Annotated in this window: 9 protein-coding genes and 1 pseudogene; 5 read left to right on the forward strand and 5 right to left on the reverse strand. The window is 71.7% G+C overall.

Features of this window, described 5'->3' with window-relative positions; translation table 11 throughout:
- Positions 1-154 precede the first annotated feature (154 nt).
- From ACGFZP_RS17615 to ACGFZP_RS17630, 4 genes and pseudogenes are all read left to right on the forward strand, one after another.
- Positions 155-907, forward strand: a complete 753-nt coding sequence (locus ACGFZP_RS17615) for a TetR family transcriptional regulator (RefSeq protein WP_392933531.1) — start codon at positions 155-157, stop codon at positions 905-907.
- Positions 908-1,167: 260 nt separating this feature from the next.
- Positions 1,168-2,513 (forward strand): annotated as a pseudogene (locus ACGFZP_RS17620) (chloride channel protein).
- A gap of 133 nt (positions 2,514-2,646) precedes the next feature.
- A complete protein-coding gene (locus ACGFZP_RS17625; RefSeq protein ID WP_392933534.1) occupies positions 2,647-3,663 on the forward strand; it encodes a DUF2278 family protein in 1,017 nt (338 codons plus the stop codon).
- 325 nt (positions 3,664-3,988) lie between these two features.
- Positions 3,989-5,269 (forward strand): DNA cytosine methyltransferase, encoded by a 1,281-nt coding sequence (locus ACGFZP_RS17630; RefSeq protein WP_392933537.1) that lies wholly within the window; start codon positions 3,989-3,991, stop codon positions 5,267-5,269.
- 24 nt (positions 5,270-5,293) lie between these two features.
- Here the strand turns inward: ACGFZP_RS17630 and ACGFZP_RS17635 are convergent, their stop codons facing one another.
- The 5 genes from ACGFZP_RS17635 to ACGFZP_RS17655 all read right to left on the reverse strand — a co-directional run bounded on the left by ACGFZP_RS17635 (position 5,294) and on the right by ACGFZP_RS17655 (position 10,924).
- Positions 5,294-5,848, reverse strand: coding sequence for a very short patch repair endonuclease (locus ACGFZP_RS17635; protein WP_392933540.1), 555 nt, complete (start codon positions 5,846-5,848; stop codon positions 5,294-5,296).
- A complete protein-coding gene (locus ACGFZP_RS17640; RefSeq protein ID WP_392933542.1) occupies positions 5,845-6,801 on the reverse strand; it encodes a NaeI family type II restriction endonuclease in 957 nt (318 codons plus the stop codon). The genes ACGFZP_RS17635 and ACGFZP_RS17640 overlap by 4 nt, the downstream gene beginning before the upstream one ends.
- 73 nt (positions 6,802-6,874) lie before the next feature.
- Positions 6,875-8,713 carry a DEAD/DEAH box helicase gene (locus tag ACGFZP_RS17645; RefSeq protein WP_392933544.1) on the reverse strand — a complete coding sequence of 613 codons (1,839 nt, stop codon included), beginning with the start codon at positions 8,711-8,713 and terminating at the stop codon, positions 6,875-6,877.
- Positions 8,710-10,137 (reverse strand): transcriptional regulator, encoded by a 1,428-nt coding sequence (locus tag ACGFZP_RS17650; RefSeq protein WP_392933546.1) that lies wholly within the window; start codon positions 10,135-10,137, stop codon positions 8,710-8,712. Before ACGFZP_RS17650 ends, ACGFZP_RS17645 begins: the two co-directional genes overlap by 4 nt.
- Before the next feature lie 112 nt (positions 10,138-10,249).
- Positions 10,250-10,924, reverse strand: a complete 675-nt coding sequence (locus tag ACGFZP_RS17655) for a hypothetical protein (protein WP_392933548.1) — start codon at positions 10,922-10,924, stop codon at positions 10,250-10,252.
- Positions 10,925-11,171: 247 nt separating this feature from the next.
- Here ACGFZP_RS17655 and ACGFZP_RS17660 point away from each other — a divergent pair, with 247 nt between their 5' ends.
- Complete coding sequence (locus ACGFZP_RS17660) at positions 11,172-11,984, forward strand: hypothetical protein (protein ID WP_392933550.1); 813 nt, start codon at positions 11,172-11,174, stop codon at positions 11,982-11,984.
- Positions 11,985-12,111: the final 127 nt, after the last annotated feature.

The raw sequence follows: 12,111 nt of genomic DNA on the forward strand, positions 1-12,111 counted from the left end.
CAGATCTACGAGGGCACCAACCAGATCCAGCGGATCGTGATGGCCCGCAACCTGCCGTAGCGCACCCGCGGCCCCAGACCACCCGGCCCCCGGCCACAGCACGCGGCAGTACACGGCAGTCCGGCTGTTCGAGGCCGATGCTATGTTCCGGGGAATGAGCGAGCAGGAAGAACAGGACCAGCCCATGAACGACGGGCCGTCGAAGCCGGCGATGCGCGAAGCACTCGTCGCCGCAGCCTTCGAGCTCTTCCTGGAACGCGGCTTCGAACAGACCACCGTCGACGACATCGTCTCGCTCGCCGGTGTCGGCCGGCGCTCGTTCTTCCGCTACTTCCCGGCGAAGGAGGACGTGGTCTTCCCCGACCACGAGCGCAGCCTCGCCGAGATGACGGAGTTCCTGGAGTCCGGCACCGGCGAGGAGGACCCGGTCAAGCACGCCTGCGACGCCGCCCGCCTCGTCCTGCGGATGTACGCCGAGCAGCCGTCCTTCTCCGTCCAGCGCTACCGGCTCACCCGCAAGGTGCCCGGCCTGCGCGCGTACGAGCTGTCGGTGGTCTGGCGGTACGAGCACACGCTCGCGCACTACCTGCGCGGCCGCTACGACAGGCGGCCGGACGGGGCGCTGCGCGCCGACGTGATCGCCGCCGCCGTGGTCGCCGCGCACAACCACGCGCTGCGGACCTGGCTGCGTTCGGGCGGGGAGAGCGACTGGACCGTCGAGGTGGACGCGGCGATGGCCTTCGTCACCGGCACCTGGAGCGACCGGGCGGCCGAGGGCGCGGCGGACGGCGGCGACGCCGAGCCGGACGAGGTCGTGGTGCTGGTGGCCAGCCGCCGGGCGCCGCTCTGGCGGATGGTGCAGGGCATCGAGAGCGCGCTGGGGGAGACCCGCCAGGTGCAGTCCTGAGCCTGCTCCTGACCTTGCTTCCGGCTCTTGACGGTGCCCGGACTCCCCACGGAGTCCGGGCACCGCGTGCGTCCCGCCCTCCCGACCTGCCCGTCCTCCCCGGTCCGGTCACCCGTCCGGCTCAACCCGACCGGGACGCGCCGGTGCGCGCCGTCGGCCGCCGTGCAGGCCCGTCGCCCCCGGGCGGGACTCGGCCGCAGGAGCGGGACGTCGCAGGACGGCTCGGGTGGCGGCGGCCCGGGGAGCGGGAAGGAACGGGCATGCCTCAGCAACCGGTCGGCGATCCGACCCTGAGCGACGTGGTTCTGACCAGGGGATACCTCGGACTGCTGCTGATCGCCACCGTGGTCGGCATCCCGGTCTCACTGGCGGCCTTCGGCTTCGTCAGCCTGGAGCACGAGCTCCAGCACTGGGTCTGGGAGAGCCTCCCGCAGGCCGTCGGCCTCGACCGGGCGCCCTGGTGGTGGCCGCTGCCCGCGCTGCTGCTCGCCGGCCTGCTGCTCGCACCGGTCGTCACCCGCCTGCCGGGGCGCGGCGGCCACGTCCCGGTGGACGGCCTCGGCGGCCCGCCGACCCCGCCGAACGCCCTCCCCGGCGTGGTGCTCGCCGCCCTCGCCTGCCTGCCGCTCGGCGCGGTGCTCGGCCCCGAGGCGCCGCTGATGGCCCTGGGCGGCGGGCTCGCCCTGCTGGCCGTGCGCTCCAGCCGGCGGGCCGCCCGGCCGCAGCTGGTGCCCGTCCTCGGCGCGGCCGGCTCGGCGGCGGCCATCTCCACCATCTTCGGCAGCCCGCTGGTCGCCGCCGTGATGCTGATCGAGGCGGCCGGGCTCGGGGGACCGCACCTGGTGGCGCTGATCCTGCCGTGTCTGCTGGCCAGCGGCGTCGGCGCGCTGGTCTTCACCGGCTTCGGCCACTGGACCGGGCTCTCGATCGGCGCGCTGTCGCTGCCCTCGGTACCGGCGATGGGCATCCCCGACGCCGGCGACTTCCTCTGGGGCGTCCCGCTCGCCGCCCTGGTCGGGGTGGTCTGCGTCGGCGGCCAACTGCTCGGCCGCCGGGTCAAGGTGTTCACCAACGGGTCCGCCACCGGCGAACCCCGCCTCACCGCCCGCCGGACGGCACTGCGGACGGTGCTCTGCGCGGTCGCGGTCGGCGCCTGCATCACGGCGTTCGCGCTGCTCACCGGCCGCTCGCCGGAGGACGCCGCGCTCTCCGGGCAGGCCACCCTGGGTGCGCTCGCCGCCGACCCGCAGTCCTGGTCGATCGGCGCGCTGGTGGCACTGACGGTCTGCAAGGCGGCGGTCCGATCTTCCCGGCGCTGCTGATCGGCGCCGCCATCGGGGTGGCCTGCGGGGCGCTCCCGGGCCTGGGCACGGCCCCGGGCCTGGCGGCCGGGCTGGCCGCCTCCGGCGCGGCCGTCACCCGGCTGCCCGTGACCAGCACCGTGCTCGCGGCGGAGCTGCTCGGCGGCGACGCCACCAACGCGATGCCGCTGCTGATCGTCGCCACCGCGACCGCCTTCCTCACCGGCGAGCTGATCCGGGCCCGGGCGACGGGACGGCACGCCGGGCGGGCCCCGGCCCCGGCCACCGCCGGACGCACCGGCTGACCGGCTGACCGGCGCCCGGCCGTAGACCCTTTCGACGGACGCGCGGTGAACATCCGTCGAATCGCCGTGGTCAGAGGCCTCCCGTAAGGGATAACGGAGGGGCTCTGCCCACCCGACCCGAAGGGACCCGCCCATGCCCATCAAGAAGTACGGTGTGCTCGCCGCCACCGCCGTCGAGCGGCGCCGCGAGGGCTCCACCGACACCCCGCACTACCAGATCCACCTCCGCGACGCCCACGGCACCGACTACCGGGCGGCGGTCAACGTCGAGTCCCAGCAGGCGCCCTCGGACCTCCTCTTCGCCGTCGTGGAGGACTTCCGGCACCCGGTCACCGGGCTGCTCCCCGATCCGGGCAGCGGCTGGACCAACCTGCCCTCCAAGCCCGGCACCGCCAGCCTGGACTACATCCGCGGCAACCTCTTCGACCCGGCCACGCTGCGCACCCTGCCGCCCGACCTCGCGGGCGCGGACAACGACCTCGCCGACCTGCTCGACCACTACGTGCAGCGCGCGATCAACGACCAGACGGCCGCCGTCTTCCTGCTCGGCCAGCGCTTCGGCCCCGAACCCACCATTCCCGACAAGGTGTTCGGCTTCCGCCCCGGCAACGGCGTCCACGACATCCACATGAACCAGGGCAACGGCGGCAAGTTCCGCGCCGACAACGGCATCTACCAGGACGGCGGCCTGCTGATCCACCTGCCCGCCGAGAACCGCTGGGTCGCCGTCTTCCTCGCCTTCCAGTCCCAGTCCTGGCACACGGACGACGAGCACGGCAACCCGATCGCCGACGCCCCGTCGCGCCCGGTCGACCCGACCGGCGGCGAGCTCCAGCTGCGCATCGTCGCCGCCCTGGTCAACCCGGTCGGCCCGGCCCCCGAGGACGAGACCGTCACCATCCTCAACACCTCCTCGGCCCCGGTCGACCTGACCGGCTGGCACCTCGCCGACCTGGCCAAGCACCACCTCGCCCTCCCGGCCGTCACGCTCGCCCCCGGCGCCACCCTCACCGTCCACCGCGCCGGCGCCTTCGAGCTCGGCAACCACGGCGGCGCGATCACCCTCCTCGACCCCGCTGGCCTCAAGGTCCACGGCGTCGCCTACACCGCCCGCCAGGCCTCCGCCGAGGGCCGCACCATCACCTTCTGACCCCACCCCCCGCCCGGCTCCCCGGCCCCCCGGCGCACCCGCCGGGGGGCCGGGGGTGTCTCCGAGCCGGCTCCCGCGTTGTGCAGGAACGGGACACGATTCCAGCCGCTTGAGCTCCCGCTGTCAGTGGCCGGAACTACACTGGCCCCTTCATAAGGGTGCGGCTGCCCGGGGCCACCACCAGAAACTGGTGGTGCGGCCTGTGTACGGCGGCATGATCACACCCGGACGGAGGTCGCTAGTGTGTTCGATACCATGGTTCGACGCAGCCAGCTGGTCAGCGCCCTCCGCCCTGCAGGCACGGCGCGTGTAGTACGGAGGATGGATGTCTGCCCTAAAGGTCGTCGAGATCTGCGCGGGTGCAGGAGGGCAGGCGCTAGGCCTGGAGAATGCGGGATTCGAACACGTTCTGGCGGTCGAACTCGACCCGAATGCGTGCGCGACCCTGAGGGCGAACCGGCCGGACTGGAAGGTCGCCGAAGGCGATGTCGCGGACGAGGGGACGTGGCGTCCGGAGGACTACAAGGACGACCTGGACCTGCTCGCAGGCGGTGTGCCGTGCCCGCCGTTCACGATCGCCGGCAAGCAGCTCGGTGCCGCCGATGAGCGCGACCTGTTCGCCTGGGCTGTCGGCCTCGCCGGTCGGATGCAGCCCAAGGCGCTGCTCCTGGAGAACGTCCGGGGCCTCAGCGCGAGCCGGTTCTCTGCCTACCGGCAGCATGTGCTCGACACGCTTCTTGAGCTCGGCTACGTCGGTGAGTGGCGGCTGCTCCAGGCGTCCGACTTCGGCGTACCCCAGCTGCGGCCCCGGTTCGTCCTGGTGGCGCTCAAGGAGGAGTACGCCGGCTACTTCCACTGGCCCGAGGAGTCCGAGCAGCCCCCGGCACCCTCGGTCGGCGAGGCCCTGAAGGACCTGATGGCTGCCGAGGGCTGGGAGGGCGCGGAGGAGTGGGCCGCCCGGGCCGATACCATCGCCCCCACCATCGTCGGCGGCTCGAAGAAGCACGGCGGCGCCGACCTCGGGCCCAGCCGGGCGAAGGCCGCATGGGCGGGACTCGGCGTGGACGCCTGGGGAGTGGCGGACGAGGCGCCCGGCCCGGGTTGGAAGCCCGCAGTCACCGCCAAGGGCGAGAAGCCGGGCCCGAAGCTGACCACCCGGATGGCCGCGCGGATCCAGGGCTTCGACGACAGCTGGAAGTTCGAGGGCCGCAAGACCACCACCTACCGGCAGATCGGGAACGCCTTCCCGCCGCCGGTCGCCGCGGCCGTCGGCAGGTCGATTGCCAAGGCGCTCAGGAAGGAAGGCGAGCCGCGCGAGCGGCGCGACGCCGTCCACGACCACGTCTACGCCATCCTCCGCGAGGCCTCCGCACCGATCACCGTCGACCAGATCCTCGTGAAGCTGGAGAAGCGGGGCAGCAAGGCCATGGCGGTACCTGACATCGAGCGGCACCTGAGCTACCTCAGCCGGGACTTCCACATCGAGTCGACCGAGCGCAAGCCGGGCGTCCTGGCCTACCAGCTGGACGGCTTCAAGGCCTTCGTCGGCCAGGACGGGCACGAGCGGCACGAGCTCTTCAAGGCCAACAAGGCGAAGATCAGCTGACCGGCTTCCGGAGGAGCCCCCGGATCACTGCTCCGGGGGCTCCTCCGGTCCGCGGGACGGGCCAGACCCGGCTCCGGCCTGCCGGACGCGCTGCCGTTTGCGCGCGGCCTGTTCCTCCCGCCGGGCTGTGACTGCTGCCACCACGGCTTCCGCGCACTCCTGGGCCGACTGGTGCTCCCAGAAGCGGAGCACCAGCCAGCCCTCGCTTTCGAGGCGCTCATCGGTGTCCCGATCCCGGGTGGTGTTCCCGCCGATCTTCGCCTCCCAGTAGCCGGGATTGGTCTTGGGCGGTACGAAGTGGTCCGGGCAGCCGTGCCAGAAGCAGCCGTCGACGAACACGGCGACCTTTACCGGGCGGAACAGCAGGTCAGCGGTCCGCCGCATCTTCGGCAGGGGCTTTGCCGCCACCCGGTAGCGCAGCCCGGCGGCGTGGACCAGCGACCGCAGGGCGAGCTCCGGCGAGGTGTCCCTGCTGCGGTTTCCGACCATGCTGCGGCGGTTCGCCGCAGAGGACGCCCACGACCCCTCGGGAGCGGTCCACGCTGCCCCGGCCGCGTCTGAAGCCTCTGGTGTGCTCATATCTCCGGCAGCTTCGGTACGGATTCCTCAGGGTCCTGGGGGAGCGCCACGGTCCACCGCTCGCCGTCCAGCTCGGCCCAGGGCCTGTCTCCATGGTGCGGCCGGCGCCTGGCGAGCCGCACACTCACCGACTCACCCGCCTGGGGCAGCGGCAGGCCCAGCTGCTCCGCGATCCCGCAGTGGCTCGAATACTCACCGAGGATCACTATCCCGCGGTGCTGGAGCCGCGACCGGGAGCCCCCGTTGTAGCGGATGCGCCGCATGTAGTCCTCCTGTGCGGCCACGGTAGCGACCACGGTCCGGCTGATCGGTCGGCGCTGGGCGCGGAGGAACAGCTCGTCCAGCCGGCGCTGCCCGGTCGGCTGGGCGAACACCGCCGCGATGTCCTCGGGGGAGAGCCGCAGGAGCAGGTTGTCCTGCAGCGGAGCGTCCTTGAACAGCCACCGGACCGAGCGCCTCCCTTCAAGGCTGAGGGTCCGCTTGCCGTCGCGGTTGCCGCCTGGCGAGAGAAGGATCGGAAGGGCCCGGACCAGCCCCGCCGACCACGCCGACTCCTCGTCGCTCGCCCAGACCACCAGCAGCAGTTCGCCGTGCGCCTCCGGGGGCACCATCCAGCCGCCTAGGCGCTGGGAGAACTTGCAGTCCACGTCCGACCCGGCGATGGAGTAGTCCATCCGGCTGCCGTCGGCGAAACCGAACTCCCGCTGGAGGTTGATCTCGACCAGCGTGCCGAGATGGGCCTTCTCCGTCTTGTACAGCTGGTCCCAGCGGAAGCGCCCGGTGTGCTGGCCGTCCATCAGTACATCGATGCTCCGGCGGATCGTTGCTGCGAACCGCCGCCCGGCCGGGTCCTCGGCCAGGATCAGGGCGGCAACCGCCTCCAGTCCGGGGTCGCCGCCGTCCTCCCCGGGCACGGACACCGGGGCGTGGACCGGGTCGAATCCTTCTTCCACAGGGCAGAGGCTATCCAGCCGACCAGCGGCCTCCGGCGGCGGGGTCGCGCCGCCGGAAGCCGCTGGCCGCTCGCTATACACGGGCGGCTACTACATCGAGGTGCCCGAGCAGGGCCTGGACGTCAGCCATATCCATGCCGCCTGCCAGCGCGGGTTCCTCGACCAGGTCGGCGAGCTGCTGGACCCCAGGGTCGTCCAGGATCCGGCCCATGAACTGGAGCTTCTCCTCCAGGCGGTGGGCAACCACCTCGTCGATCGTTCCGGAGGCCGCGAGGACCGTGACCCTGGTGTCCGTCCCCGGTGCCAGTCCCAGGCGGTGGATCCGGTCGAGGCTCTGCAGGAACCGGCCTGCCATGAAGTCCCGGTCCACGTAGACGGCGTCATGGCACACATGGTGCAGGCTGATGCCCTCGCCGAGCGTCGCCGGATTGGAGAGGAGGACCATGCAGTCCGGGTCCTCGCGGAACCGCCTCAGCTGTTCCTCGCGGTCCTTGCTGCCTCCGTGGACGATGGCCGGCCGGTAGGCCCCGAACATCTGCTCAAGCGTGGTGAGGTTCCGCACGAAGGTCGTCCAGACCAGCGTCTTCCGCCCGGCACCGGCGTTCGCCGCGACAATGCTGAGCGCCTCCTGGTACTTCGGCGAGAGCTCGTAGCCCGGAAGGTTGCGCAGCAGCGAGTACAGGGAGTCCGACTGCGGGACGTCGAGCGGCGGGACCTGGTAGCTGAGCGGCTCATACCTGCTGGTCCCCTCTACGAGCAGCGCGGGGCTGGTGGCTGCCATGAGCAGCCGCAGCATCGCCTTGCCGAGCGCGTCGAAGTCCTTCCGGGACGCCTCGGCACGGGCGGTGTACCGGCCGACCAGGGCGTCGTAGATCTCCCGGTGCAGCGGAGGCATCTCGACGTACCGGATCCGCGGCTCGAACGGCGGCAGCCCGAGCTCGTCCTTGGTGGTGCGGGTGAACAGCGGGCGCAGCACCTTGCTGGCGTAGGCCAGGTCGCCGCCGGCCACTGCGCTCGTGACGACCCGGCGACCGTGCCCGGGCCAGACGAAGGAGAGCAGGTTCTCCAAGTCCCGGGCGCCGTTAGGCGCCGGAGTGCCGGTGAGGATCAGCCGACGGCGGCTGAGGGGGCCGAGTGCGAGGCAGGCCGAGCCGTAGGTCCCGCTCGCACCCAGCTTCATCCGGTGGGCCTCGTCGAGGACCAGCATGGCAGGGGCGGCCCGCAGCCAGTCCGCCAGCGCGGCGAGCGATCTGTCCAGCCGCTCGTAGTTGACGACGAGCACCTCGGCACCGGGGCTGGGGCTCTTCTCCATCACCTCGAAGCGCAGCGGTTCGGCGAAGCAGGAGGCTGCCTCGTACTCCCACGACTCGTAGGCGGACTTCGGGCTGACGACCAGCATCCGCCGTACGCTGCCCCGCTCCCGAGCCGCCGCGAAGACGGCAAGGGCGACGCGGGTCTTGCCGGCGCCGGGCACGCTGAAGTTCGCACCGTGGCCGAGCGAGAGCAGCCGGGCGATGTCGCGCTCCTGGAACGAGGTGAGGTCGGCGGCCCAGCCGGGTCCGAGGAGCCCGCGGACGCCGTCAGGCGCGATGCCGTCGGATTGGGCTCCCCCCGGGTCGGCCTCAAGCCAGCGCTCAGCGCGCTCGGCGTCGTCCAGGACCCCGTTGACCAGGTCGATCAAGTCCTGGTCCCAGGTGACGCTCTCCGGGGCGGGCCAGCTGGCGAGTTCGCTGAGGCCGGTCAGGAAGTCGTCCAGGTCGACCTCTGCGGTGAGGGGGCCGCGCTGGCCGCCCGCGGGGAAGCGGGCGGCCAGCTGACCGAGGTCGCTCTGGTATCCGGGGGCGGCACGGAGCACCACGTGCGTCCGGTACACGTTGAACCCGACCTTCAGCGACGGCTCGGCTGGAGTCACAGCGCCTGCTCCTTCTTCTCCGCGACGGCATCGAGGAGCCATGAGACGCCGTCGCCGGGGGCCTTGATGCTCCGGGCGGACTCAAGGGCGAGCTTGCCGAGGATGCTGCGCAGGCTGACGACCGCTTCGTCGAACGCCTCTTCGTCGAGGCTGTTGGAGCCGCGCGCCATGACGAGGTCGGTGATGCACTGCTCGATGTCCTGGCAGGCAGCGGTGATTCGGTCGGGGGCCGCCTGGCGGCGCTTGCGGACCCGCCCGTCCTTTCCCGCGGAGTCGAGCGCGTCCGTGAACGCCTCCTTGGCGGCGGCGATGGTGCGCGAGGACTCGGTGACCGCGGCTGCCGGAGCACGGTCGCCTGCCGCTTCGACAGCCCTCGCCTTGAGCAGCGCATCCGTGAGGGACTTGGCGGCGGCGACCTCGGCCCCGACAGCCTTGACGGAGCGGTTGAGGCCCGGGATCCCGACAGCGGCCGGAGCCGCAGCCGGAGCGGCCTTCAGATCGGCCGGCAGCGTGCGGTCCAGGTACCGGCCCTGGAAGTCCGGCTCGATCCAGCGGACATCCGTCTTCGAGTAGCCCAGGACGATCGCGGCGAGACGGCTCTCGCGCAGCACCTCAGCGCGGTCCTTGTTGGAGGCCGACTCCTTCGAGTACCGGCGGTGCAGCTCGCGGAGCTTCTCCTGGTGCTCCTCGAAGTCCATGAGCCGCAGCTGGGCGTCCCCGGCGCTGCTGCGGGCGATCAGATCGCGCAGGCAGCTCAGGATCCAGATGTCCTGTTCGCAGGTGGTGTCCCGGATCCGGAACTCCTTGGCGATCTCGCCGACCGGGCGGCCTGCGGACACCTGCTCGTCGATCGCCAGGAGGCGGTTGATGTAGGAGTAGTCGCGGCGGTGGTCCGGGCGGAGCTGCAGCGACAGCTCGACCGTGCTGATATCGGCCCAGGTGCAGGACTCGGGCAGCACGCCCACCCGGATACTGGGCACGCCGAGCTCCCTCAGCGCCGCGGCCCGGGTGTTGCCGTTCACCAGGATGCCGTCGCGCGTGATCAGGCCGGGATCGGTCTGCCGGAAGTCCCGCAGGCTGTCCCTGAGCGCGTCGAAGTCCGTGTCGCGGTGCGCCGGATCCTTCGGCAGGGCCTGCAGGAGGAAGTGCAGGTAGGCCTGGCTCTCATCGCTCCACGGGTCCGCCTCCAGGCCCTGGTCGCGGGCAGGGTCGTGGCTCCGCTGCGCCCTGATGCGGTGGGTGCCCGGGTTGAACACCAGGGTGCTGACGGGCATGTCGATGACCTCGACATGCAGCGGGGCACCCCGCCACTCAATGGTGAGCGTCTCCTTGACCCCGCCGGCCTCCCGGGCCTCTTTGAGGCGCTCCTCGACCAGCGCCCGGTTGTGTGCCGCCAGCGGCGGAACACCGAAGTCCGTACTCACAGGGAATCCCCTCCAAAGTCTCATCAGGTGCGATCAGTGCAGTATGGGTGGCGGGCCGACTGGGCCGGCGGCCCGCCACCGTACCGCGGGGCCCACGGGCCCGGTGCGGGGACTAGCCGAGTGCTTCGCGCACCTGCTGGCGGGCGTCGGCCGGCAGCGTGCGGTACGCCGCCCACAGCTGCTCCAGCTCGCTGAAGGCCCGCGCGTCCTTCTCCACCCAGCCGGCCAGGATGGCGCGTTCGAAGCCGGGCAGCTGGCCGAGCCGGGTGAGGACGCCGGGGAGGTCGACCGAGGACCCGAGGCCCCCCACCCGGCAGCGGTTGCACTCGATGACCAGCTGGACCTCGGTTGCTCCGCCCGCCAGCTTGACCTCGCGCCGGGCAACGTCGAGCTGCGCAGCCTCGTAGGTGCCCGGATAGGTCTGACCGGGGGTCATGCCGCAGGACCGGCACATGTGGCCGTCGCGGGTCAGCAGCTCGCGCCGCTGGGTGCCGGTCAGCGTGGTGCCGCCCTTACGGGTCCCCTTGCCGGGCTCCCAGACGGGCTCGCCCATCTTCACGAACCGCTGCTCGTTGGCGCCGAGACTGACGTCCTCGCGGTTCGTGTCGATCCGCCACCCGTGGTCCCGGAGGTCGCGCATCCGCCGGTCGATCTGTGCGACGCCGGGGAATGCCTCACGGAGCTGGGCCTTTGTGAACAGGGCGCCCTCTCCGACCTCCTGGACCAGCCAGAGCGCAGCGCGCTTCATCGTGCCGATCTTCTCGTCCTGCCAGGACGGCTGCGCCATGGGTGTGACTCCAATGCTTGCCGGATCATCAAGAACGTGTGCAGGTAGCACTGGCCAGAGCCCCGGGGGCTCGGCAGTGTGCTGCGGATGGGATCCATGGAACCGTGCCGCCAGGCCTTCCGGAAGGGGATCCGGGTCTTTTATCGATCTTGTGAATACCTGGGGCTGTTGCGCCGCTGGCACGTTGGCGCAGACTTCATTCGCACCAGTACGCCCAAGAGGACGCACAGAGAGCGAGGAACTGAGCGTGCCCGCGCCAGGCCAGATCACCTCCCAGATCGCCCCGTCTGCGTCACCTGCACACCGTGAGTTCGCCCGGGTGCTCCGGGAGTTCTGCCAGCTGATCACCCGCAGCACCTACGGTCCCAGCAGCCAGAAGGAGATCTGTATTGCCCTGGAGACCCGGGGCAGGGTCGGCAAGGTCTCCCAGTCGACCCTCACCGGCCTGCTCAGCGCTACCCGCAAGCCGAGCCTGCACGTGGCAATGGCGCTGTACGGCCTGGCACTGGAAGTAGCGGCAAACGATCCGGAGGCTGCCGCGGCTGTGCCGGTGGCTGCGGAAGACCTGGAGCGACTCTACGAGCAGGCCTTGGAGTACCACTGTGATTGCTGTTCGACGCGCCTGGAGCAGCTACGTACGTGCGATTCGTCTCGCGGTGTCGGCACGCCGACCGGTCTGACGGCCGCTGCTGCGGCGGATTCGCCGGCTTGCCCGCCGCCGCTGACGTTGCCGGTCCCCCCGCCCGAGGGGGACCGGCAACGCGTAGCCGATCAGCCCCCGGCCTGGCAGCCGCAAGAAGATCTTGAGCGGTACCTGAGGGCGGGGCGGACCGAGGACGCCCGCGTCGTCCTGAACCATGCCGGCACAGCAGCGGCCCCGGCTGACGTGGTGTGGGCGGTAGCGTCCTGCAGAGCAGCTGAGATGGACACCGCTGCTGACACCATTCTCCAGCACGCCGGCCGGCGCGATCCCGCTGATGTCCTGCTCATCGCGAAGCTCCTGGTCTCGAACAGCTGGCACACGGACGCCGGAGTACTGCTCGGCGCGGTCGGGAACTGACGGGACTGCCGAGGGGGGTGGGGCCGCCCCCCCCGGGGGGCCCCCCCCCCCCCGCCCCCCGCGCGCCCCGCCGGGCGGCGAGCCCCCGCCCCCCCCCCCCCCACCCCCGCCGCCCCGGGGGCGCGGC

It is taken from the genome of Kitasatospora sp. NPDC048239, from assembly GCF_043202015.1.
Lineage (GTDB): Bacteria > Actinomycetota > Actinomycetes > Streptomycetales > Streptomycetaceae > Kitasatospora.

Excerpts from the sequence above, each read along its gene's own strand:
- ACGFZP_RS17615 (WP_392933531.1), top strand. The coding sequence starts at position 155 with ATGAGCGAGCAGGAAGAACAGGACCAGCCCATGAACGACGGGCCGTCG.
- ACGFZP_RS17625 (WP_392933534.1), top strand. The coding sequence starts at position 2,647 with ATGCCCATCAAGAAGTACGGTGTGCTCGCCGCCACCGCCGTCGAGCGG.
- ACGFZP_RS17630 (WP_392933537.1), top strand. The coding sequence starts at position 3,989 with ATGTCTGCCCTAAAGGTCGTCGAGATCTGCGCGGGTGCAGGAGGGCAG.
- ACGFZP_RS17635 (WP_392933540.1), bottom strand. The coding sequence starts at position 5,848 with ATGAGCACACCAGAGGCTTCAGACGCGGCCGGGGCAGCGTGGACCGCT.
- ACGFZP_RS17655 (WP_392933548.1), bottom strand. The coding sequence starts at position 10,924 with ATGGCGCAGCCGTCCTGGCAGGACGAGAAGATCGGCACGATGAAGCGC.